Below are 21,495 nucleotides of genomic sequence, written 5' to 3' on the forward strand. Positions count from 1 at the left end.
TTCATCGGGAAAACTCCTTGTGAACGGTTGGCTGGGTGCATGGGGGCAATCCGTGCATCTCGATGAGGCCGGTTCCTACAGAAGGCTCTCCTGCACGGGCCTAGCTTGTGGCTTCTTTGCAGCAGGCCCAGGGCGGGCGTCGTCCTCGCGCCGATGGTCGGACAGGTTTCGGCCCGGCGGGGCGGGATAACGCGCGTCGTTGTGAAAGAGGCCTCCTACGCGGCCTCTGCCAAACCGCCCTTCTTTCCTCGGGCGCATACTCCCATTCGCCACAACCGAGGACGAACATGCCCGCTCCTTCCAACCCGGAGTCCCGTGCGCTTGCCAAGCTGGCCTGGGAGGCCGCCTGGGAACGGCTGGGCAATGCGCTGCAGCCGCCGGCCGGCTATCCGCCGGCCACGCCGGAGCAATTGGCCGAGTGCTTCGAGGTCGCGCAAGCACGGCTCGACGAAGTGCGCGCGGCGTTCGGCGTGCCGCAAGGCCGTTGAGCGGCGGCGACCCCGGCCGGCCCTGACCGGCGCGCGTGGTGGCGACTTTCGCAGCCATGCGGGCCTTTCCTACGGCTGCGGCGCCGCCCATTTGGAATGGTGGGGCGCCATGGCGCCTCCCCGCTCGCACTCGCAGCCCCCCGCCCTCGCACCGGCTCCCGCCGCGGGCCACACGGCCCTCCTGATCATCGACATGATCAGTTGCTGGGACTTTCCCGATGCCGAAAAGCTGTTGCCCGGCGCGCATTTCATTGCGGGGCGCATCGCAGCGCTGAAGGCGCGCTGCACGCGCGCCGGGGTGCCCGCCATCTACGTCAACGACAACCGCGGGCGCTGGCGCTCGGACTTTCCCAAGCTGGTGGAACTGTCGCTGGCCTCTGGAGGCGCCGGTGCCGAGATCACCTCGACGCTGCTGCCCGAGGAAACGGACTACTTCGTGCTCAAGCCCAAGCAGTCCGCTTTCTTCGCGACGCCGCTCGAGCTGCTGCTCGCCTATCTCAAGGCCACGCGGCTGATCGTGACCGGCGTGGCCAGCGACCAGTGCATCTGGGCCACCGTGGCCGACGCGGGCATGCGCGACCTCGAGGCCGTCGTTCCGCGCGATTGCGTCGCCTCGCAGACGAGCGCACGCAATGAGCGCTTCCTGCGCCAGGCGCAAGAGGCGCTGCGCGTCTCCACCACGCCCGGGGCGCGCATCCGCCTGCCTGCGAAGCGCTGATGCGTGCACACGCCGTTGGCAGACAAACAGAGAACCCGCGCCGCGCCGGACCTACGAGGAGCCCCCGCCGGTGGGTCCGCTGGCCGCGGACTGCCCCGAGCGGTCGGGCTCGGCCGGCTGGGAGATGATGTTGAGCGTGTCGCCGGCCTTGCCGATGTCGCCCTTGGCGGCGGTGTCGCCCAGCGACAGCATGCCCACCAGCCTGCGGCCGCGGTCCACCACCGGCATGCGCCGCACCTGGTAGCCGGCCATCTCGTCCATCACGGTTTCGACGTTGTCGTTCTCGCTGCACCACTTGACGTCCTTCGACATCACCTCGGACAGCGCGGTGTCCAGCGGGCGCGTCTGCGCGACCACGCGAAGCACGATGTCGCGGTCGGTCACCATGCCCAGCAGCCGCTGGCCGTCGCACACGGGAATGGCGCCGATGTCCAGCTCGTCCATGGCCTGGGCGGCCAGCGCCACCGTGTCGGACGGCGACAGGGTCCGCACGCCGCGGGTCATCAGTTCGGATACGCGTGTCATTGCCTGCCTTCGTTCGGGGGTCAGCCGCTGCGCCGCTCGGCGTTGCGCTTGCGCGTGGCCGCAGCCTTCTTGGCCGAGGCCGAGCGTTCGGCGGCCGTACGGGACGCCGCCGCGGCGCCGCCCTTGTGGCCGCCGGTGCGCGAGGGCGCGTGGTTCTCCGCCTTGCCGCGGCCGCTGCCGCTCTTCTTGCCGCCGCCGGTCTCGGCATTGACGGTGGCCCAGGCACGCCTTTCGGCTTCGCCCTTGCCCACGCCGCGATGCTCGTAGCCTTCCTCGATGTGCTCGGCCTTGCGTTTCTGCTTGTCCGTATAGGACGACTTGTCACCTCTTGGCATTGAACTCTCCTGGAGGATGAAGAAGCCTTCATGCTGCGCCCCTGGTCTTCATTGCGGGTCGGAAGACGCAGGCCTTGCGCGTGGGAGCAGTCTGTCGGCGGCGCAGTGCACGCGGCCCTTGTGGGATTGCACCGACGGTGCCTGGGGCCGATTGCACGACAGCCCGCCGCGCGCGAGGCGCGGAGTATCCGTGCGATGAAAAAGACAGTCAGCGATTTCGTGGTCCAGCGCCTGCACGACTGGGGCGTGCGGCGCGTCTACGGCTACCCCGGCGACGGCATCAACGGCCTCATGGGCGCACTCGACCGGGCGGACGGCGCCATCGAGTTCATCCAGAGCCGCCATGAGGAACTGGCCGCCTTCATGGCCTGTGCGCATGCCAAGTTCTCGGGCGAGGTGGGCGTCTGCCTGGCCACCTCGGGACCGGGCGCGATCCACCTGCTGAACGGCCTGTACGACGCGAAGCTCGACCGCCAGCCGGTGGTCGCCATCGTCGGCCAGCAGCAGCGCAGCGCGCTCGGCGGCGACTACCAGCAGGAGGTGGATCTGGTTTCGCTGTTCAAGGACGTGGCGCACGAGTTCGTGCAGATGGCCACCAGCGCGGAGCAGGTTCGCCACCTGGTCGACCGCGCGATGCGCATCGCGCGCGACCGCCGCGCCGTCACCTGCGTGATCGTCCCCAACGACGTGCAGGAGCTGCCGGCGGTGCCGGTGCCGCCGCGCAAGCACGGCACCGTGCACAGCGGCATCGGCAGCACGGCCAGCGCCGCGGTGCCGAACGCCGCGGCGCTGGGGCAGGCGGCGGACATCATCAACGCGGGCAGCAAGGTGGCCATCCTGGCGGGCGCGGGCGCCCTGCATGCCACCGATGAGCTGATCCATGCGGCCGAGCGGCTCGGCGCCGGCATTGCCAAGGCGCTGCTCGGCAAGGCGGCGGTGCCCGACGATCTGCCCTTCGTGACCGGCGCCATCGGCGTGCTCGGCACGCGGCCCAGCTCGCGCATGATGGAAGACTGCGACACCTTGCTGATGGTGGGCTCGTCGTTCCCGTACGCGGAATTCCTGCCGCCCGAAGGGCAGGCCCGCTGCGTGCAGATCGACACCGACCCGCGCGCCATCGGGCTGCGCTACCCCACGGAGCTGGGCCTGGTCGGCGACAGCCGCGCCACGCTCGCGGCGCTGCTGCCGCTGCTCGACCACAAGGAACACGGTGCCTGGCGCCAAGGCATCGAGGCCGACGTGGCGCGCTGGTGGCGCGTGCTCGAGGCGCGCGCGCATGTGGAGGCCTCGCCGGTCAATCCGCAGCGCGTGTTCTGGGAGCTGTCGCCGCGCCTGCCCGAAGAAACGGTGCTCACCTGCGACAGCGGCACCGCCGCCAACTGGTACGCGCGCGACGTCAAGCTGCGCCGCGGCATGAAGGCCAGCCTGTCCGGCGGCCTCGCCACCATGGGCCCGGCCCTCCCCTACGCGATTGCGGCCAAGCTGGTGCATCCCGACCGGCCCGTGGTCGCGATGCTGGGCGACGGCGCCATGCAGATGAACGGCCTCAATGCGCTCATCACCCTGGCGCGCATGTGGCGCGACTGGGCCGATCCGCGCCTGGTCGTCATGGTGCTCAACAACCGCGACCTCAACCTCGTGAGCTGGGAGCAGCGCGTGCTCGGCGGAGATCCGAAGTTCAACGCTTCGCAGGAGCTGCCCGACTTTCCCTACGCGCGCTTCGCGCAGATGCTCGGCCTTGCGGCCCTGCGCGTCGATACGCCAGAAGCCATCGGCCCGGCATGGGACGCCGCCTTTGCGGCCGACCGCCCGATGCTGCTGGAAATGGTCACCGACTCCGCCGTGCCGCCGCTGCCGCCCGATGTTTCGCTCGCCCAGGCCAAGGCCTACCTGCTGGCCCTCTGGCAGGGCGACCCCGAAGCCATGCGGACCATCAAGGCCACCATGCGGGAATACTGGGCCAGCGCGACGGCGTGATGAGCCTTGTCTCTCCCGCTACTGCCCGGTCTTGATGTCCGCCCTGGCTTTTGATTCTTCCTCGCTCGCGCGCGACAGGCACGCGGCCCTGTCGCCGCCCTGCCGCTCGTTGCACTTCTCCCTGGCCACCTCGTAGTTCACCGCCACCCGCGTTTCAGCGAGCCTGCGGGCATTGGCGTCGCTGGGGCTACGCTGGTGGTCGAGCTCGGCCAGTGCAATCTTCTGGCGGCCCTGCGCTTCCTTGACGCAGACTGCCCTGGCGGGCTCGACCTGCTTTTCGCACTGTTCCAGCGCGGCCTTCAGGTTGGCGCCGATCCGTTCCCGCGCCGCGCCGTATTCGACGATGGCCGGGTCGATCTCCGCCGGATGCGGCGGCGAGGTTTGCGCACCCGCCGGAACGATCGCCCCCGCCCATAGCAGCGCGGCGGCGAACAACGCGTGTAGCTTTTGCATGGCGATCTCCTGTCAGTCGCTCTTGCCGCAGTGTGGGCGCCGCATCGTCCGCGCCGGTAGGACGTGCGCCCAAGCCGGCCGGGGGGCACCGCCGACGCCCCGCCGCCCATTCATGCCCCTTGCGCAGGAAGCGTCAGCATGTGCTTACGGCCGCTTCGCAAGGCGTCCTACCGCCCCGGCGCTGCCGACTTCTATATTGATTTCGGACGCCGGATCCTCCCCTGCAAGAAAAACCACCGGCGTCAAGGAGCTCAACCATGAAGAAACTGTTATTGATGTGTGCCGCAGCCTCCTGCATGGCAGTGGGCCAGGTGCATGCGCAAGTGAACACGCCTCCCGCGGCGGCCACCGATCCGGCCATGGCCGAATACAAGGCTGCGCGCGACAAGATCTCGGCCGACTACAAGGCCGACAAGGCGGCTTGCGATGCCATGAAGGACAACGCCAAGGACGTCTGCATCGAAGAAGCCAAGGGCAAGGAAAAGATTGCCAAGGCCGAACTCGAGCAGAAGCAGAAGCCCAGCGACAGCAACGCACGCAAGGTGGCCGAAGCCAAGGTGGAAGCGGCCTATGCGATCGCCAAGGAAAAGTGCGACGACCAGAAGGGCGACGCCAAGAGCGCTTGCGTGAAGGAAGCCAAGGCCACCGAGGCCAAGGGCAAGGCCGACATCAAGGCGATGAAGAAGTAGGCAGTGGCGCACAGCCCCCGCCACAGGACCCGAGAAGCGGTGAAGCCCTTGCAGACGCTCGCCATCTCCGAGGCCCTGCGCGCCCAGTTGTCGGCCGACAACCTCCTGGCCATCAATTCGCATGGCCAGGAGGTTCTTCACGGGCTCGACTTCGACGAGTCGCAGCTTCTCGTGGATTGCAGCGAGCAGCAGCCCACGGACCCTTCCATGCGGGAGCGGTGCGCGCAGCTCGTCATCAAGCACGAGCGGGCCCGGCTGCGCATTGCCACGGTCGACGACGAACGCAACGCGGCCAAATTCTAGAAAGGCTGGTCAGCGCAGCGCCGCCAGATAGGCGGCGATATCCCGCGCGTCCTGCTCGGACACGCTCATCTGCGGCATGGCCGTGAGCGGATCGACCTCGTGCGTGTGGCGCAGCCAGCGCACCATGTTGTCCGGCGTGTTGGCGAGCTTTCCCGCAATCAGCGAACGGCCGCCCATGCCCGCAAGCGGCGGCCCCACGTTGGGCGACGAGCTCGTGATGCCGGGGATCGTGTGGCAGGCGCTGCATGCGTACTGGGGCAGCGCCCGCGCGCCGCGCTGCGCATCGGCCGCCCGCAGCGGCGCGGCGCCATCTGCCGGCCCGCATGCCGGCCGCGCCGGTGCGCCCTGTGCGCCCTGTGCGCCGGTGGGCTCCACGCGCGTGGCTTCGGCATACTGCTGCGGCGTGAGCTCGGGCAGGCGCGCCATGAACGCCACCACCGACCACAGGTCTTCCTCGGACAACCTGAACTCCCAGGCCGGCATGCCGCTCATGCGGATGCCGTGCTTGGTCAGCCAGTACAGTTCGCGCGGCTTCCAGTGGTGCCGCGCATCCACCAGCGGCCCCGGCAGCGGCTGCATGCTCTTTCCGATGTCGCCCTGCGCGACGCCCGGCGCACCATGGCATTGCACGCACTTGTCGCGAAAGCAGGCCGCGCCGCGCATCACCAGCCGCTCGTCGTCGAGCCGCGGCGGCTCGATGTTGCGCGCGCGCATCTTCACCGACTGGCGCATGGCGGTTTCCAGCATCGAATAGACCGGCTGGAAATGCTGCTGCGTGGCCGCCACGTCGTAGAGGCCGCCATACACCACCAGCGCGCCCGCCGCCACGCCCGCGATGCCCAGCGCGGCGACGGTGAGTAGAGCGGTCTTGGGTGCACCCATCGGCAGCATTCAATTGGCGGCATTGTCCGACGCGCACCGGCGCCGCCATGTCGGCGCAAGCCGCATTCCAATCCGCAGAATCGCGGCATGGTGGCCGCCCCGTCATGCCCTGCCGTGTGCCCGCTCGCCCTGCTGGTGCTGGTGGCGCTCGCGGCCGGATGCACGCCGGGAGAGAGCAGCCCCATCTTCGAGCGCGCGCCGCCCGCGCAGCGCGAGCGCGGAAGGCAGCTGCTGGCGCAATACCAGTGCGGAAGCTGCCACACCATCCCCGACGTGCAGGCCGCGCGCGGCCGCACCGGCCCCACGCTCGCCGCCTTCGGCAAGCGCAGCTACATTGCCGGCCAGGTGCCGAACGGCCCCGACGCCCTGGTGCGCTGGATCGTGGCGCCGGCCGCCGTGGTGCCGGGCACCACCATGCCTGCAATGGGTGTGTCGCCCCAGGACGCGCGCGACATGGCGGCCTACCTGCTCGCGCTCGAGAAATGAACGCGGCGAGCGAGGGCGCACCCCAATCCGCCCTGCGGGCCGCCGGCCCCGTCGCGCAATCGCTGCTCGAAGTGAGCGGCGTGCTGGCGGTGGGCGGCGCGGTGATCTTCGCCGGCGTGATGCTGCTGCTCGCACTGGCCGTTCGCCACCGCGGTGGCGGCCGGGTGAACACGCGCTGGTGGCTGCTCGGCGGCGGCCTTGCTTTTCCGACGGTGGTGCTCTCGGCGCTCTTCGCCCACAGCGAATTCCACCGGCCGCCGTGGCGGCCCATTCCACCGCCCGGCGCGCTGATCGTCGGCGTCACGGGCCACATGTGGTGGTGGGAGGTGCGCTACCGCGACCCCGCCAGCGGCGCCGAGGTGGTCACGGCGAACGAGATCCGCATTCCGGTCGGCCGGCCGGTCTATTTCGGCCTTGGCAGCGCCGACGTGATCCACAGTTTCTGGGTGCCCTCGCTCGGCGGCAAGATGGACATGCTGCCCGGCCGCGTGCAGCACCTGCTGCTGCAGGCCGGCCGGCCCGGCACCTGGCGCGGGCAGTGCGCCGAATACTGCGGCGAGCAGCATGCGCGCATGGCGCTGCACGTGGTGGCCGAAGAGCCCGCGGCTTTCGATGCATGGCTTGCGGGGCAGGCACGGCCGGCGGCCGCGGCTTCGCGCGAGCTCGAACGCGGCCGCGAGGCCTTCCTCGCGCACCGCTGCAACGCCTGCCACACCGTGCGCGGCGTCAGCGAGCAGAGCCGCCTCGGGCCCGACCTCACGCACGTGGGCAGCCGGCTGCACCTGGGCGCCGGCACCGCGCCCAACGATGCCGCGCAGCTCGCCGCCTGGGTGGCCCACACGCAGCAGCTGAAGCCGGGCGCGCGCATGCCCTCCTCCGGCGAGCGCATCGGCGAGGCCGACCTGCAATCCATCGCGGCCTGGCTCGCGCAACTGAAATGACGACGCAGGCTCCCAAGGAAGATCCTTCGAATCTGCCGCCGCGCCCCGCAGGCGAGCGCGAGGCCCTCGAGCGCGCGTGGCGCCCGCCCACCGGCTGGCGGCTCTTCTCGGCGGTGAACAACACGCGCATCGGCGTGTTCTACATCGCCACCGCCATGCTCTTCTTCGTGCTGGCCGGCATCCTGGCGCTGATGATGCGCACGCAGCTCGCGGTGCCGGACAACCACCTGATCGACGCGGGCACCTACAACCAGCTCTTCACGATGCACGGCACCGTGATGATGTTCCTGTTTGCGGTGCCCATCGTCGAGGCCGTGGCCATCTACCTGCTGCCGGGCATGCTGGGCGCGCGCGACCTGCCCTTTCCGCTGCTCTCGGCCTATGCGTTCTGGGCCTATGCCATCGGCGGCATCGCCTTCTTCTGCACGCTGTTCTTCGGCGTGTCACCCGATGGCGGCTGGTTCATGTATCCGCCGCTCACCGGCAAGGAGTTCTCGCCCGGGCGCGGCGCCGACTGGTGGCTGCTGGGCATCGGGTTCATCGAGATCTCGGCCATTGCGGGCGCCATCGAGCTGATCGTGGGCGTGCTGTTCACGCGCGCGCCCGGCATGACGCTGATGCGCATGCCGATCTTCGCCTGGGCCATGCTGGTCACCGCGCTGATGATCGTCTTCGCGTTTCCCGCGGTGATCGCGGCGACCATGCTGCTGGAGCTGGAGCGCGCGCTCGACTGGCCCTTCTTCATTCCCGCGCGCGGCGGCGATCCGCTGCTGTGGCAGCACCTGTTCTGGTTCTTCGGCCACCCGGAGGTCTACATCATCTTCCTGCCCGCGGCCGGCATGGTGTCGATGATGGTCGCCACGCTCGCGGGCACGCCGCTGGTGGGCCACCGGGCGGTGGTGCTGGCGCTCATCGGCGTGGGCGTGGTGAGCTTTGCGCTGTGGGTGCACCACATGTTCACCGCGGGCCTGGGCAATCTCTCGCTGCTGGTGGTGTCGGCCGCGAGCTTCATCGTCGCCATACCGAGCGGCGTGCAGGTGTTCGCGTGGATCGCCACCTTCTGGCGCGGCCGCGTCGCGCTCGATGCGCCCACGCTGTTCCTCCTGGGCTTTCACTTCATCTTCGTGCTGGGCGGCCTCACGGGCGTGATGGTGGCAGTGCTGCCCTTCGACTGGCAGGCGCACGACAGCTACTTCATCGTCGCGCACCTGCACTACGTGCTCATCGGCGGCATGGTGTTTCCGGTGTTCGCGGGCTTCTACTACTGGGCGCCGGTCTTCAACGGCCACCGGCTTTCCGAGCGCTGGGGCCGCTGGGTGTTCGGGCTCATGTTCGGCGGCTTCAACCTCGCCTTCTTTCCGATGCACATCGCGGGCATGCTCGGCATGCCGCGGCGCGTGTACACCTACAGCGCCGACCTGGGCTGGAACGCGCTCAACATGCTGTCCACCCTTGGCGCCTACACGCTGGCGGCCGGTGTGCTGCTCTTCACGGTGGACGCGGCGCGCACGCTGCGCCGGCCCGGGCAGGACCATGGCAATCCCTGGCGCGCCGGCACGCTCGAATGGCTGCCGCCGCGCGAATACGGCGTGCGCAGCATTCCGCAGGTGGATTCGCGCTATCCGCTGTGGCGGCGGCTCGCGCTGCCGCAGGAGGTGGAGGCCGGTCGGCACTGGCTGCCGGGCACCGTCTTCGGCGGCCGCGAAACGCTGGTGACCAGCCCGCGCGATGCGCGGCCGATGCACCTGCTGCGCCTGCCGACCGACAGCTGGTGGCCGCTGGCGGCAGCCGCCGGCACCGCGGGTTTCTTCCTGCTTCTCACGGTGTCGCAGACGCTGCCTGCGCTGGCCTGCGGCGTGATCGCGGTGGCATGCATCCTGCGCTGGCTGTGGGACTCCGACCGTCCGCCGCCGGTGGCCACGGTCGACGTCGGCCATGGCGTGCAGCTGCCGGTCGGCGCGCGGGGGCGGGCATCGCACTCGTGGTGGGCCATGGTCGTGCTGATTGCGGTGGACATGACGATCTTCGTGTCGCTGCTGTACACCCATGTGCACCTGTCGATGGCCAGCGACGTGTGCCCGCCGCCCGGTGCCGCGCTGCCGCCCCTGCGCTGGCCGCTGGGCGCGGCGCTGCTGCTCGCGGCCGGCTCGGCCGCGATGGCGCTGGCCGCGCGCAGGCTGCATGCAGCAGATCCGCGCCGCCAGCGCAGGCTGCGCATGCTTGCGGCACTGGCCATGGCCTGCGCGGCCGGTGCGGCGGCGCTCGACATCGGCGGCCACCAGCTCGCCGGGCTCGATCCGCGCGCCCAAGGCTGGAGCGCATCGGTTGGCATGCTGCTGGGCTACCAGGCCTTCCACATCGCAGTGCTGATGCTGATGGGTGGCTATGTGCTCGTGCGTTCGTGGTCGGGCAGGCTGCAGCCCGCGGCCCGCGCGACCATCGACAACACCGCGCTGATGTGGCACTGCGTGACAGCGCAGGGAATCATCGGAGCGCTTGCGGTGCAGGGCGTGCCGCGGCTCCTGGGCTGAGCGCCGCTACGCGGCCGGCGCCCGCGCGCCGATCGTCCAGCAGGCGGCGGTGAAGCGGACTTCGCTGCCGTGCACATAGGGCTCGAACGCCGCGCGCATGCCCTCGGTGACCCGTGTGCGCGTTCGCTCGTCCGCATCCTGGAGAACGAGCCCGACGGGGCCGAGCCGCGTGAGATAGCCATGCAGCGCCTTCTCGGGCAATGTGCATTCCACATCGATCGGCCGGATGTCGATGCCGGCCCAGCCGCTCTCTTCCAGGATGGACACCACCCGATCGCGGTCCGCGAAGGAGAACTGTCCCGGCGCACCCGGCCTGCGCGCCGGCAGGTTCGGCAGCAGCGGCGCGGCGGCGCGCTCGGCCGTCGTCATGAATGGGTTCTCTGCGGCGCTGCGCCATGCGATGGCCCGAAGCGCGGCGCCATCCTTCGCGGCATGCCGCAGGTTCGCAAAGGCCTGCACCGGGCTGTCGAAGAACATCACGCCGAAGCGCGAAACGACCAGGTCGAAGCTCGCGGGCTCGAAGGCGTGCCGCTGCACGTCGCCGCAGATGAAGCTTGCCGGTATTCCCGCCCGTTCGGCGCGCACGCGGGCGGCGGCAATCATCGGCTCGGAGATGTCGGCGCCGACGCAATGCCCCGCCGCGCCGAGCACCCCTGCGATGGCCAGCGTGGTGGCACCGGTGCCGCAGCCCACGTCGAGCACCCGCTGCGCGGAGGCGGCGCGCGCCTCGTCCACCAGCAAGTTCTCGAACGGCGCGAACAGCTGGTCGAGCGACTCCTGCGCATCGACCCAGGCGCGGCCGCCGCGGCCGTTCCAGAGGGCGGCTTGTTCGTTGTGTTGCTGGTCCGTGATGTCCATGATGGTTTGTCCTTGGCGTGTCTGTTTGGGCGAAAGCTAGACTGTGCAACTTCAAGTCGACTTGAGGTCAAGAGGTGGCGGCACAACATCTGGACATCGCCCAAGTGGCACAGCAATCCGGCGTCCCCGCATCGACGCTGCGCTTCTACGAGGAAAAGGGGCTCATCGCCTCCACCGGCCGGCACGGCCTGCGCCGCCTGTTCGGTGCCGGCGTGCTGGAACGCCTCGCGCTCATCGCGGTGGGACGCGCCGCGGGCTTCTCGCTCGACGAGATCGCGCGCATGTTCGCGCCCGAGGGCGCACCGCGCATCGACCGGCAAATGCTCGCCGCCAAGGCCGAAGAGCTCGACCGCACCATCCGCAAACTGAGCGCCATGCGCGACGGCCTGCGGCACGCGGCGGCCTGCCCCGCGCCCAGCCACATGGAGTGCCCGACCTTCAGGCGCATCGTCCGCGCCGCGGCCTCCGGCGCCATTGGCGCACGCGAAAAAAAGAAGGCGCCGAAGTTGCCGAATTAGGTGCTGCCTCGTGCTGCACCCGGCTGCCAGACAGCCTCCTACAACACGACGGTCTCTTGGCCGATGCGGCGCGGATTTTCTGGATCGAAAGTTGCAACCCTGGGCACTGCAATCTATGCCGTCATCCCCCAGAAATGCCGGCCGGAGACTTTTCCATGGTGAGCGCCAATCCAGTTATTTCGTCGGATCGTGTCGAGGGGACATCCGTCTACAACACGTCGGGAGACAAGCTCGGCAGCATCGATGAACTCATGATCGACAAGATCTCGGGCCAGGTCCGCTATGCCGTGTTGGAGTTCGGCGGCTTCCTGGGCATGGGCACGGACCGCTATCCGCTCCCCTGGTCCATGCTGAAGTACGACACCTCGCAGGACGGCTATGTGGTGCCGTTGACCAAGGCGCAGATCGAAGGTGCGCCCAAGTATGCGAGCGACCGCGTGCCCGAGTACGACGATACGTACAGCGGGACGGTGGACAAGTACTACGGGCTTTGAAAGCCCACGGCCGTCCGTAGCCTCACCGGATACGGCGGCTGCTGCCATCGCCGCCGGGCGGCGGTCAGTCGCCGAACCAGAACACGAGCCAGGACGACAGCGCCGTCAAGGTGGTCATCAGGAGGAGCGTATCCTTCTGCCGCAACAGGCCGCGGCGGCACAGTTGGCTCAAGTTCGACAGCATCTTGGTCTCCTCGCGGGTTTGGCCCTTTCCGGGAGTGTCGATCGCTTGGTTGACATTCGTCAATTAGGGCGATAGTTCAAAGCAGGGATCAACACGCCGCGCGGACAGCCCCTTGATTGCCATCGAAGTGACCCAGTCAAAGTCGGCGGAATTCAACAGCCAAGGCCACCATCACGTAAGCAGGCAAGCACGCCTTTCCACGCGCGACTCCTCGATGTTCGGCATGCCGAACATCGAGGAGTGAAGGAGAAGAGCGATACCACGCGAATCGAGTCTGCGAACAATCCATCCTCGCTCGGGCGCGATAGCACCGGGCGAACGGACGCAGAGGCAACGGCAGCGAGCGCGAGCCAACACGCGGAATCCCTGACGAAAGGAACGGCCCCAAAAAGCCCCTCGACCCTCGAGAACCGCCGAGCCGGATGCATGTTCAAATCGACCAAGTGCTGGCCGTCGAGGTCTCGGTAACTGTCGTCGGAAGATGCCAAGGCCGCCCGGCCACGAGTCATCGCGAGCGGGAAGTGCATACGACCTACGGCCGGACATCCCGAACACATCTTCACTTATTCCGCGCGAGAGCTCCTCGGGCTCTTGCACACAAGACACACCGAAGATCGCCCTCGGGAAGACTCGCCTGCTCCCTCCTCACTCGCGCAGTGTGAACACCACTGACAGGTAGGACACCGGCTGGACCTCTATCACCTCGATGCCGTGCAGCGCGGTCGCATCGAACAGCAGCGAGTCCCCCGCCCTCACCGCAGCTGTCTTGGCACCGTAGCGGTAGGTCACTTCCCCGGACAGGAAGTACAGGAACTTGAGGCCCGGGTGTTGGAAGGTCACGTAGGGATCGGCACCGGGCAACAGCGTGACCAGATAGGGCTCAACAAACAGGTTGCCCGAAAGGAGGTGCCCCAGCAGTTCGTAGCGGTAGTCCGCGACCGCGCCGACCCGATCGACAACAACGCCCTTCCCCGCACGCACATGAGAGAAGTCCGTGCGGCGCGCCTGATCTCCGAAGAAGCGCGACACCGGCACATGCAACCCCTGCGCAACGCGCTCCAAGGTCTCCACCGACGGTGACACCAGACCACGCTCGATGCGCGAAAGCATCGAAGCAGAGACCCCCGAGGCCTTTGCCAGCGAACCAGCCGACATCTCAGCCGCCATGCGAAGCGCCCTCACCTGCGCGCCGATGCGCGCCGCAGACATGCTGCGCACGACCGGCGTTGACTGCCGCGGCAGAAAATGCGTCACCGAGCGCGGAAGCCGCAACGGTCGTGCCGTTGGAAGAGGCGAGGCAAGCTGTCGACGCGTCATTGGAATTCGCTGGCAAGCCGCGATGCGGATTGCAAACTAAGAGATCTGCACCAGAGAAGAAGTTATGAGTTAAAGATAACGTGGTTTTAATTGTCTCCAAATCCGAGCCTTCTGTCCATGCAGAAGCAAGTCACGCGGAGAGGAAGGCCACTTGGGGCAACCACATTTGAGGTCGAGCCGGCCCTTGCATTTGGCGCCGTCGTGAGAGCGCTGCGAACGGCGGATGGTGTCGGACAGGAAGCATTGGCCCACCAAGCAGGCATCGAACGGTCGCACATGGGAAAAATCGAGCGCGGTGAACACATGCCAACACTCGCCATGATCCTGCGCATCGCGAACGCTCTCGGTCGTACTGCTGGCGAACTGCTGCTCGAAACCGAGTCCGTTTTGACCGAGCAGCAAAATGCCGGGCAGCAGTCGCAAGCAACGGACGCTTAGTCCGTGGGTCGAGTGGTCGAGTTACTCAGGGCCACCACCAACACCAAGAACGGTCGAAACCTAGCATCCATGCGGGTTTCGGCCTTTTTCCTTGTGGCAGAGCCATGCGACCGAGCGGTCGGAGCTGGAGGCCTTTTCGTTTAGGGAGGGCCCGTTCTCTTCGCGCCGCCCCTTGATTGTGCGCAGCTTCGGAAGCTGGTGCCGGATCTTGCGCCCCCAGTTGTAGACCGCGTGCGTTTGGTTGCGGCGCAACAATCAGGATGAGAAGAGCGCGTCAAACAAGATGAGAAGGATGGCATGGGCGGGAGGTCGGCGGGCATAGTCCGACGAACTCCCGCCCACGCCGGCGACGGGCTCCCTGCGGGGCACCTTGTCGAATAGATGCCTGCACTGCCTGTCGATCGTCGGAGGATTACTCGGCTCGGCGACGTACTTTGCCTGAGTGTGACGGGGGCTGTTAGCTGGCTCGGCGGCCACGCTTGACCACCCGCGCGGGCAGCGTTTCCACAAGTTGCGAGACCGAGACCTCCAGGCCGCCGGCCAGCCTCCAAATGTTGAAGAGCGACAAGTTGCGCTCGCCTCGTTCAACAGAACCAACGTAATTGGGGTGCAAGCCGGCCAACTCCGCAAGTTGCTCGATCGTGATGAGGCGGTCGTGCCGTAAGGCGCGCAGATGCTCGCCAAATGCTTGTTGCAGACGCTCCAGCTCTTTGCTGGACACAGAGTCCAGTGGCTGGGGCTTGTTTGCAACTACTCGGGGCATGCGCCCAAGTTTTCAATCTCCAACACTAAGAGTACACAAACTATCAGTTTGGTTAGGAGGCGGATTCTGGCAAACTAGCTGAAAATAAAACGCAAAGTGTGTTTTGTTTCGATCAAGTTTCTTCCTTCGACAACTCAACTATCTGGAGCGGAGTGAGATTCAAATGGCGCGTCGACAGCTCGCTTCGCCTCTGCCAACGGCTCACCCGTTGCGCTTGCCAGCGTCGGTGACGCGTGTCCGGCCACGGCAACCCGCACCTGTTGTGCGCAGCCTCTCCGCAGCCCGCATCGGCGCGCAGGTGCGGGCGCTGCGCATGGCGGCCGAGGTGTCTGGCGGCGAACTGGCCAAGACCTCGGGGATTTCTGCGTCGATGCTTTCTCGCATCGAGCGCGGGCTGGTCTCGCCTTCGGTGGAGACACTGGAGCGCCTGGCGCAGGGGCTGCACGTGCCGACCTCACGCTTCTTCAGTGACCAGGCGCGGCGCACTGACTTTTGCCATGTGCGTGCAGGACATGGTGTCTTGGTCGATCGCATCGGCGCGGTGGCGGACTACCGCTACGAGCTGCTGGGCCACCTGCTGTCGGGTAACCTGTTCGTCGAGCCCTACCTGGTCACATTGCTGCCCGGCGCCGATCCCTACGTGACCTTCCAGCACCCCGGCTTGAAGTTCCTGTACTTCCTCTCCGGGGGGGTCACCTACCGCTATGGCGGCAAGTCAGTCGGGGTGAGGGCTGGGGACTCGCTGCTGTTCGAAGCGACCGCACTGCATGGGATCGAGGCCATTCACACTCAGCCGGTCTCTTACCTGTCCGTAGTGTTCACGCTGCGAGAGTAGGCTGTTCTGGCGGCACTGCCGCGCTGCGGGGCGACACGGATCCTCAATCGTCGGCGCCTTCGCAAGCCAAACTCCGGCGGCAACACTCAGCAGCACAAAGAATGAATAAGCTTCGGGGTGGGGGGCGGCGCCCGGAACAGCGCATGGCGGCAGCGGTTCCAGTCACAGCAAGCGGCCACGATGTTGGAAGCAATGGTGCGCCCGCCATCGATCTTCGCGGGTCAGGTGCTCGGCCGTCAGCCGAACCATTCGCGCCCGGTCGGGCGAGATGCCATGCGCCACTGCGAACGCTTTCGCGTCTGCGCGCTACATCGGGTGCAGACAGCAAAAACAAAGGTGGCCTTGAGCCCAGAAAGCGCTCTCGCGGAGCGCGCAGAGGTTGGTTCTGTGCGTCATAAGATTTCACGTTGAAGTGATCCCCCGTGGCGCTTGGCGCAACTCGGGCGCCGGCGGCTTGGCCGGCTGGCGGTGCACCGACGTTGCGTCGGCGCTGTCGAGATTCTCAGGTCCCGAACAGTTTGAAGTTTATTGCGGCGCCAACATCATGAGTGCCGATCATTTCCGACGACGTCCAACACACCTCTGCTTCGGCGTCCCGCTGCTCAACCATGAGTCGACTTCGCTCAAGTAGTTCTCGACCTCGCTCAGCCAAGTCTCCGACAGCGGCGGATCTCTGAACTACGTCCAGTCGGCCGCACTCCGCTACTCTGCAAACGATTCGATGAATCAAGCTCCTATTTTTGGAAGATAGCCCAAGGCATGCGGCAGAACGCATCTTTCAGCGAGACGACGCGATCCTCGGCAGCCAGCGATTCGCCGGTGAGCACGTTCACCAGCGTTGCGCCTCCGAGATCCTCAGGCAACACCACCCTCGTCCCCCTCCACGCCTCCGCATCGGGAAGCACCGGCACACCATCCGCCCCGGCGCACGCAATCCCCGCAAACAACCGCCCCGCCATCACCACCAGCGTCCGCCCTTCGTGCCTGCGCGCAAAGGCCACCACATGCCGCGCCAGCGGCCCTTCGACCGCGAGCCCTTCGTAGCTGCCTTCGCGGAATAGTTCCGCATGCGAGCGCCGCATCGACAGCAGCCGCCAGATGAACCAGAGCTTCGCGCGGCCATCGTGCGGCGACCCGGCCAGCGCCTGCACGCGCGCAGCAAGGTCGTGCCCGCCTGCCATCGCCTGGAGCTCATCGAGCCGACGGCTGCGCAGTTCATAGTCCACCGGCCGCCGGTTGTCGGGATCGACCAGGCTCAGGTCGATCAGCTCGCTTCCTTGATAGAGATCCGGCACGCCCGGCGAGCCGTACTTCAGCAGCGTGAGCGTCAAGCCGTTCCACGCACCGAACCATGACAAGCGATCGGCCAGGCGCTGGATGTCCGCAAGGCAGCCGTCCTTCGACAGGTCCGAGAGGATCCGCTGCACCAGGCCTTCGAGCGCCGCTTCGTACGGTGCATCGGGCTGGGTCCAGCGCGTGTGGAGCTTGGCTTCGCGCGCGGCCTTCTGCATGTACTGCCACACACGCGCGGCATAGGCCGGCACGTCGGCAGCATCGAGGCCGCCGAAGGGCAAGGTGCCGAGCAGGGTCTGGTAGAGCAGGTATTCGTCGGCGCGCGAAGGCGCTGCCTCCGCCTGCTCGCCGCCGCGGCACAGCGCGTGCCAGCGCGCGAGCGCGTCGCGCCACTCGCTGGGCATTTCGGAGAGCACGTCGATGCGGTTGCGCACCTCTTCCGATCGCTTGTTGTCGTGCGTGGAGGTCGCGAGCATGGTGTGCGGCCAGTGCCGCGCGCGGTCGGCGCTCAATGCATGGAACTCGGGCACGTCGAAACCGAACTGGTCCGGCTCGCCGCCGACCTCATTGAGCGAACTGAGCGGAAAGTAGCGGTAGAACGAGGTGTCCTCCACGCCCTTGGCCGCGACCGGCGCGCTGAACTGCTGGAAGCGCATCGCGAACCGGCGCACGCGCCCGGCCAGCGCCGGTGGCGCATGCGCGGCCGCGGCCTCGCCGCGCAGCGAGCGGCGCACGAAGGCGAAGACGGAGCGGTCGGCATCGACACTCTGGCGCTCGGCCGCCTCGGTGGCGGCGTCGATGAAATGCGCGTCCTGCGCGGAGGGTGCGTCGACGATGTAGGTGCGGTAGACCGGCATGCAGGCCGCCACTTCGGCGAGCGCGCGGCGCAGCGCGTTGAGCGTGTAGTCGCGTGTGCCGCGGTCGGCCCGCGCAATCCTGAGCAGTTCGGAGGAGAGCACGTTGAGCTCCGACGACAGCGCGCTGCGCATGACCTCGCGCTTGCCGGCCCTTGCGACCGAGCCGAAGTCCTGCGCCTCGCCCGTGAAGCCATGCCAGGCCTGCCGCAGGGCGTCGGCCGCGGCGGTGTCCACGAGCACGCCGTTGGCCACGTTGGCAAAGCGGTAGCCGGTGGTGCCGTGCACATGCCATTCGGCGGGCACCTCTTCTTCCGAGGCGGCGATCTTCTCGGCCACCACGTACAGCGGGCGCGCCGGCCGTCCATCGGGGCCGGTAGCCGGCAGCACGATGCCCGCGCGGCGCGCATAGCCTTCCTGCAGCTGCCGGAAGTAGCGCGCAGGGTCGTACAGGCCATCGGGATGGTCGATGCGCAGGCCGTCCACCACGCCGGCCGCGGCAAGGTCGAGCGCGAAGGACTGGGTGGCCTCGAACACCTCGTCGCGTTCCATGCGCACCGCCGCCAGGTCGTTGATGTCGAAGAAGCGCCGGTAGTTGATTTCGTCGGCCGCCACGCGCCAGTAGGCGAGCCGGAAGGCCTGCAGGTCGATGAGCCGGTGCAGCTGGTCGCGCGCCTCTTCCGACGCCAGGTTGAACTCCGCCACCGCGGCCAGCACGGCGCGCGCGAGCGACGGATGCGCCTCTGCCAGATGCGCGAGGCGGGCCTTGAACAGTTCCTTGTCGCGCACGCGCTCGGTGCATTCGGCGGGCGTCTGCGCACGGCGGCTGGGCAGGTGGCCGAAGGCGGCCGAGAGGCTGGCGAGCTGCGCTGCGAGCATCGGGTCCTTCAGGTGCGGCAATGCGCATGCAAGAACCACGGGATAGCTTTCGGGCGCCAGCGGAAACCGGTGGTCGAAGTAGCGCAGCGCGAAGCTGCCGTGCGCCGCTTCGAAGTGCAGCGCCAGCTCCCCGCTCGCGAGCACCTCGCCATAGTGCCCGCCAAGCACCGGCAGCAGCACCTTGCCGGCCAGCTCCTTGTTGAGCGGCTGCCAGTCGATGTCGAAGTGATGCGCGAAGAGCGAGGCCGGGCCGTTCTCCAGCACGTCCATCCACCAGGCGTTGTCGGCGCCGAGCACGCCCATGTGGTTGGGCACCATGTCGAGCAGCTGCCCGAGGCCGTGCGCCTGCAGCGCCGCGACGAAGCGCGCAAAGCCCTCGGCGCCGCCGAGCTCGGGATTGACCTCGGCATGGGCCACCACGTCGTAGCCGTGCGTGCTGCCCGCGCGGGCGCGCTGGATGGGCGAGCAATACACATGGCTCACGCCGAGCTGCGCGAGATAGGGCAGCACGCGGATCGCATCGTCGAAGCCGAAGCCCTGGTGGAACTGCAGGCGGTAGGTGGCCCTCGGCACGCGCGCCTGCAGCAGCGTGGACGGCGCCGCTTCCGCGCGCAGGCTGCGGCGCGGGCGAATCGCGCGCAGGTGTTCCGTGAGCCCCTGCATCGCATCGCCCGCCGCCAGCTCCTGCACGCTGGGCAGCAGCTTGCGCCGCCAGTTGGGATGGGTGTCGGTGGTGCCGGGCATGTTGGCCTGCTCCACCTCGCCGGCCACGTCCTCGAGCTGGAACACCATCAGCGCCGACGGCGCCGCGGCCAGGAACGCGTGGACCGCCTGCATGATGCGCGGCGAAGGCACTGCGAGCGACAGCGCCTGCGCCGCCTCGTCGGCGGACAGCAGGCCCGCCTCGCGCACGGCCAGCGTCAGCCGGATGCGTTCCTGCGCGCGGTCCAGCAGCTGCGCATCGAACAGCCGCGGATCGGGAAAAAGCCCGAGCGCCAACCGCAGCCGCAGGTCGTGGCCCGACCACCAACCCGCGAGCGTGGCGAGGTCGTGCGTGCTGATGGCCACCAGCGCGGCTGCCGGGTAGGCCGCAGGCAGCGTGAAGCCGCCGCCCTGCTGCTTCTCGAAGTAGAGCAGCCGGTAGGAGAGCACATCGGCGCGCGCGAGCGCTTCGCGCATCGCGTCTTCCACCGTGCCCAGGTCTTCGCCCACCACCATGCAGCCATGCCGATGGCTTTCGACCGCCACGATGGCCAGCATCTCCTCGACCGCGTAGCGCACGTAGGCGCCGTCGTGCGGCGAGCGGCCCGGCGGAATCCAGAACAGACGCATCAGCCCCATCACATGGTCGATGCGCAGCGCGCCGGCATGCCGCATGTTGGCGCGCAGCATCTGCACGAAGGGCTGGTAGTGGTGCGTGCGCAGGTGGTCGGGGCGCAGCGGCGGCAGGCCCCAGTTCTGCCCGGCCGGGTTGAACTCGTCGGGCGGCGCACCGATGCTCGCGCCGACCGCGAAGCAGTGGCGCGCGGCCCAGGCGTCGGAGCCGCCGCGGTCCACCGACACGGCCAGGTCCAGGTAGAGCCCGATGCCCATGCCCAGCGCCTTGCAGCGTTCGCCCGCGCGCGCAAGCTGGTGCTCGGCCACCCATTGCAGGTACTGGTGGTATTGCAGCCGCTCGGCATGCTCGGCCGCAAAGGCCTGCACCTCGGGCGAATCCGCCTCCCGATAGGCTTCGGGCCAGGCGAGCCAGCCCCAGCACTGCGGATCGGCCGCGGCAAAGTGGGCCTGCAGCGCCTCGAACAAGGCGTGCTGGCGCAGCGGCTCGCCCTGCGCCGAGACAAAGGCCAGGAAGGCCTCGCCGCGTGCATCGGGAGCGCCGGCCGGCGAAAGATGCCGCGCGCGAAAGTGCTCGAACAGCAGCTCCAGCACTTCGAACTTGGCGGTGGCCACGCCGGCATGGTCGACCAGCGGCGCGGCCCGCAGCGCCGCGAGCCGGCCCTGGAACCCCGGCGATTCGACGTGCCGGCGCGCGGCCTCGCAGGCGGCGAAGTCGTCGACCGCCTCGACGTCGATGTACAGCACGTTGATCCATTGCCGCGACGACGGGCTGTAGGGGCTGGCGCGCGGCGGATCGGTCGGGAACAGCGCATGCAGCGGGTTCAGGCCGATCAGGTCGGTGCCCTGCCCGGCCATGCGGTCGACGAGCGCTTCGAGGTCGCCGAAATCGCCGATGCCCCAGTTGCGCGCCGAACGCAGCGCATACAGCTGCAGCGCCGGCCCCCAGACGCGGCCACCGTCCTGCACGGCGGGCGGGCGGTAGCAGCGGCCGGGCGAAGCGACGAGCAGGGTCTCGCCGGCCAGGCCGTCGATCTGCAGCCAGTGATAGCCGGGCGCGAGCGGCTCGGCCAGCTGCAGCGTGCAGCTGCCATGCGGCCAGGGCTGCGCGTCGGCTTCGCCCTCGCGCACGAGCCCCTGCTCGTCGCGCAGCCGCCAGCGCAGGCTGCCTGAGCGCTGCGGCAGCTGCAGCGACCAGTGCGGTGCATGCGCCTGCACCACCTGCACCGGTGGCATGGCGGGCGCATCGGCCTCTGCGCCAGTTGCGGCACCCGCCTGCACGCCGAACTCGGCCAGCAGCGCGGCCAGGTTCTCGGGCGATGCATGGCGCAGCGTTCCGAAGGCGTCGTGGTAGGCCGGCGAGATGCCGTAGTGCCGGCACAGGCGCTCCAGCACATCG

General features: G+C 68.2%; 21 protein-coding genes. 13 read left to right on the top strand and 8 right to left on the bottom strand.

Annotation, left to right across the window (positions count from 1 at the left end):
- Positions 1-287 precede the first annotated feature (287 nt).
- Complete coding sequence (locus tag VPA02S_RS02475; RefSeq protein WP_012747135.1) at positions 288-488, top strand: hypothetical protein; 201 nt, start codon at positions 288-290, stop codon at positions 486-488.
- 109 nt (positions 489-597) lie between these two features.
- Positions 598-1,206, top strand: coding sequence for a cysteine hydrolase family protein (locus tag VPA02S_RS02480; protein WP_012747134.1), 609 nt, complete (start codon positions 598-600; stop codon positions 1,204-1,206).
- A gap of 51 nt (positions 1,207-1,257) precedes the next feature.
- On the opposite strand, the gene VPA02S_RS02485 is transcribed toward VPA02S_RS02480, so the two are convergent.
- Together VPA02S_RS02485 and VPA02S_RS02490 are read right to left on the bottom strand one after the other, a co-directional pair.
- Positions 1,258-1,731: a CBS domain-containing protein gene (locus VPA02S_RS02485; protein WP_012747133.1), complete on the bottom strand. Its 474-nt coding sequence runs from the start codon at positions 1,729-1,731 to the stop codon at positions 1,258-1,260.
- A gap of 20 nt (positions 1,732-1,751) precedes the next feature.
- The gene (locus VPA02S_RS02490) at positions 1,752-2,066 is read right to left on the bottom strand and encodes a hypothetical protein (RefSeq protein ID WP_012747132.1); all 315 of its coding nucleotides are present in this window, start codon (positions 2,064-2,066) and stop codon (positions 1,752-1,754) included.
- 195 nt (positions 2,067-2,261) lie between these two features.
- Between VPA02S_RS02490 and VPA02S_RS02495 the strand changes: the two genes are divergently transcribed.
- Positions 2,262-4,043: a thiamine pyrophosphate-requiring protein gene (locus tag VPA02S_RS02495; protein WP_012747131.1), complete on the top strand. Its 1,782-nt coding sequence runs from the start codon at positions 2,262-2,264 to the stop codon at positions 4,041-4,043.
- An 18-nt stretch (positions 4,044-4,061) separates the two neighbouring features.
- Here VPA02S_RS02495 and VPA02S_RS02500 read toward each other — a convergent pair whose 3' ends face one another.
- Positions 4,062-4,496, bottom strand: coding sequence for a hypothetical protein (locus VPA02S_RS02500; protein WP_012747130.1), 435 nt, complete (start codon positions 4,494-4,496; stop codon positions 4,062-4,064).
- A 257-nt stretch (positions 4,497-4,753) separates the two neighbouring features.
- On the opposite strand from VPA02S_RS02500, the gene VPA02S_RS02505 reads away from it, so the two are divergent.
- Both VPA02S_RS02505 and VPA02S_RS02510 read left to right on the top strand, forming a co-directional pair.
- On the top strand, positions 4,754-5,185 hold the full coding sequence (locus VPA02S_RS02505; RefSeq protein ID WP_012747129.1) for a hypothetical protein: 432 nt from the start codon (positions 4,754-4,756) through the stop codon (positions 5,183-5,185).
- Between the two features lie 39 nt (positions 5,186-5,224).
- On the top strand, positions 5,225-5,488 hold the full coding sequence (locus VPA02S_RS02510; protein WP_012747128.1) for a hypothetical protein: 264 nt from the start codon (positions 5,225-5,227) through the stop codon (positions 5,486-5,488).
- A 9-nt stretch (positions 5,489-5,497) separates the two neighbouring features.
- Here VPA02S_RS02510 and VPA02S_RS02515 read toward each other — a convergent pair whose 3' ends face one another.
- Positions 5,498-6,370 (bottom strand): c-type cytochrome, encoded by an 873-nt coding sequence (locus VPA02S_RS02515; RefSeq protein WP_244883339.1) that lies wholly within the window; start codon positions 6,368-6,370, stop codon positions 5,498-5,500.
- An 87-nt stretch (positions 6,371-6,457) separates the two neighbouring features.
- On the opposite strand from VPA02S_RS02515, the gene VPA02S_RS02520 reads away from it, so the two are divergent.
- The 3 genes from VPA02S_RS02520 to VPA02S_RS02530 are packed head-to-tail and all read left to right on the top strand — an operon-like array spanning position 6,458 to position 10,328.
- Complete coding sequence (locus VPA02S_RS02520; protein ID WP_012747126.1) at positions 6,458-6,856, top strand: c-type cytochrome; 399 nt, start codon at positions 6,458-6,460, stop codon at positions 6,854-6,856.
- Positions 6,853-7,797 carry a cytochrome c oxidase subunit II gene (locus VPA02S_RS02525; protein ID WP_012747125.1) on the top strand — a complete coding sequence of 315 codons (945 nt, stop codon included), beginning with the start codon at positions 6,853-6,855 and terminating at the stop codon, positions 7,795-7,797. Before VPA02S_RS02520 ends, VPA02S_RS02525 begins: the two co-directional genes overlap by 4 nt.
- Positions 7,794-10,328, top strand: a complete 2,535-nt coding sequence (locus tag VPA02S_RS02530) for a cytochrome c oxidase subunit I (RefSeq protein ID WP_012747124.1) — start codon at positions 7,794-7,796, stop codon at positions 10,326-10,328. The genes VPA02S_RS02525 and VPA02S_RS02530 overlap by 4 nt, the downstream gene beginning before the upstream one ends.
- Before the next feature lie 6 nt (positions 10,329-10,334).
- On the opposite strand, the gene VPA02S_RS02535 is transcribed toward VPA02S_RS02530, so the two are convergent.
- Positions 10,335-11,186: a class I SAM-dependent methyltransferase gene (locus VPA02S_RS02535; RefSeq protein ID WP_012747123.1), complete on the bottom strand. Its 852-nt coding sequence runs from the start codon at positions 11,184-11,186 to the stop codon at positions 10,335-10,337.
- 74 nt (positions 11,187-11,260) lie between these two features.
- On the opposite strand from VPA02S_RS02535, the gene VPA02S_RS02540 reads away from it, so the two are divergent.
- From VPA02S_RS02540 to VPA02S_RS32275, 3 genes are all read left to right on the top strand, one after another.
- Positions 11,261-11,704: a helix-turn-helix domain-containing protein gene (locus VPA02S_RS02540; protein ID WP_012747122.1), complete on the top strand. Its 444-nt coding sequence runs from the start codon at positions 11,261-11,263 to the stop codon at positions 11,702-11,704.
- A gap of 155 nt (positions 11,705-11,859) precedes the next feature.
- Positions 11,860-12,198, top strand: coding sequence for a PRC-barrel domain-containing protein (locus tag VPA02S_RS02545; RefSeq protein WP_012747121.1), 339 nt, complete (start codon positions 11,860-11,862; stop codon positions 12,196-12,198).
- Positions 12,199-12,494: 296 nt separating this feature from the next.
- Positions 12,495-12,626: a hypothetical protein gene (locus tag VPA02S_RS32275; protein WP_018902887.1), complete on the top strand. Its 132-nt coding sequence runs from the start codon at positions 12,495-12,497 to the stop codon at positions 12,624-12,626.
- 401 nt (positions 12,627-13,027) lie between these two features.
- Here VPA02S_RS32275 and VPA02S_RS02550 read toward each other — a convergent pair whose 3' ends face one another.
- A complete protein-coding gene (locus tag VPA02S_RS02550; RefSeq protein WP_174545069.1) occupies positions 13,028-13,591 on the bottom strand; it encodes a helix-turn-helix domain-containing protein in 564 nt (187 codons plus the stop codon).
- A 225-nt stretch (positions 13,592-13,816) separates the two neighbouring features.
- Here VPA02S_RS02550 and VPA02S_RS02555 point away from each other — a divergent pair, with 225 nt between their 5' ends.
- The gene (locus VPA02S_RS02555) at positions 13,817-14,137 is read left to right on the top strand and encodes a helix-turn-helix domain-containing protein (protein ID WP_018902889.1); all 321 of its coding nucleotides are present in this window, start codon (positions 13,817-13,819) and stop codon (positions 14,135-14,137) included.
- 457 nt (positions 14,138-14,594) lie between these two features.
- Here VPA02S_RS02555 and VPA02S_RS02560 read toward each other — a convergent pair whose 3' ends face one another.
- A complete protein-coding gene (locus VPA02S_RS02560; RefSeq protein WP_307597013.1) occupies positions 14,595-14,858 on the bottom strand; it encodes a helix-turn-helix domain-containing protein in 264 nt (87 codons plus the stop codon).
- Between the two features lie 304 nt (positions 14,859-15,162).
- On the opposite strand from VPA02S_RS02560, the gene VPA02S_RS02565 reads away from it, so the two are divergent.
- Complete coding sequence (locus VPA02S_RS02565) at positions 15,163-15,735, top strand: helix-turn-helix domain-containing protein (protein WP_012747117.1); 573 nt, start codon at positions 15,163-15,165, stop codon at positions 15,733-15,735.
- Positions 15,736-16,469: 734 nt separating this feature from the next.
- Here the strand turns inward: VPA02S_RS02565 and VPA02S_RS02570 are convergent.
- Positions 16,470-21,491, bottom strand: coding sequence for a malto-oligosyltrehalose synthase (locus VPA02S_RS02570; protein ID WP_062361900.1), 5,022 nt, complete (start codon positions 21,489-21,491; stop codon positions 16,470-16,472).
- Between the last annotated feature and the right edge of the window lie 4 nt (positions 21,492-21,495).

Origin of the sequence: Variovorax paradoxus NBRC 15149, assembly GCF_001591365.1 — a bacterium.
GTDB classification, from domain to species: Bacteria; Pseudomonadota; Gammaproteobacteria; order Burkholderiales; family Burkholderiaceae_C; genus Variovorax; species Variovorax paradoxus.

What these genes read in the sequence shown, in the direction of transcription:
- VPA02S_RS02475 (WP_012747135.1), top strand. Translation starts at nt 288, where the DNA reads ATGCCCGCTCCTTCCAACCCGGAGTCCCGTGCGCTTGCCAAGCTGGCC.
- VPA02S_RS02480 (WP_012747134.1), top strand. Translation starts at nt 598, where the DNA reads ATGGCGCCTCCCCGCTCGCACTCGCAGCCCCCCGCCCTCGCACCGGCT.
- VPA02S_RS02485 (WP_012747133.1), bottom strand. Translation starts at nt 1,731, where the DNA reads ATGACACGCGTATCCGAACTGATGACCCGCGGCGTGCGGACCCTGTCG.
- VPA02S_RS02490 (WP_012747132.1), bottom strand. Translation starts at nt 2,066, where the DNA reads ATGCCAAGAGGTGACAAGTCGTCCTATACGGACAAGCAGAAACGCAAG.
- VPA02S_RS02495 (WP_012747131.1), top strand. Translation starts at nt 2,262, where the DNA reads ATGAAAAAGACAGTCAGCGATTTCGTGGTCCAGCGCCTGCACGACTGG.
- VPA02S_RS02500 (WP_012747130.1), bottom strand. Translation starts at nt 4,496, where the DNA reads ATGCAAAAGCTACACGCGTTGTTCGCCGCCGCGCTGCTATGGGCGGGG.
- VPA02S_RS02505 (WP_012747129.1), top strand. Translation starts at nt 4,754, where the DNA reads ATGAAGAAACTGTTATTGATGTGTGCCGCAGCCTCCTGCATGGCAGTG.
- VPA02S_RS02515 (WP_244883339.1), bottom strand. Translation starts at nt 6,370, where the DNA reads ATGGGTGCACCCAAGACCGCTCTACTCACCGTCGCCGCGCTGGGCATC.
- VPA02S_RS02520 (WP_012747126.1), top strand. Translation starts at nt 6,458, where the DNA reads ATGGTGGCCGCCCCGTCATGCCCTGCCGTGTGCCCGCTCGCCCTGCTG.
- VPA02S_RS02525 (WP_012747125.1), top strand. Translation starts at nt 6,853, where the DNA reads ATGAACGCGGCGAGCGAGGGCGCACCCCAATCCGCCCTGCGGGCCGCC.
- VPA02S_RS02530 (WP_012747124.1), top strand. Translation starts at nt 7,794, where the DNA reads ATGACGACGCAGGCTCCCAAGGAAGATCCTTCGAATCTGCCGCCGCGC.
- VPA02S_RS02535 (WP_012747123.1), bottom strand. Translation starts at nt 11,186, where the DNA reads ATGGACATCACGGACCAGCAACACAACGAACAAGCCGCCCTCTGGAAC.
- VPA02S_RS02545 (WP_012747121.1), top strand. Translation starts at nt 11,860, where the DNA reads ATGGTGAGCGCCAATCCAGTTATTTCGTCGGATCGTGTCGAGGGGACA.
- VPA02S_RS02550 (WP_174545069.1), bottom strand. Translation starts at nt 13,591, where the DNA reads ATGTCTGCGGCGCGCATCGGCGCGCAGGTGAGGGCGCTTCGCATGGCG.
- VPA02S_RS02555 (WP_018902889.1), top strand. Translation starts at nt 13,817, where the DNA reads ATGCAGAAGCAAGTCACGCGGAGAGGAAGGCCACTTGGGGCAACCACA.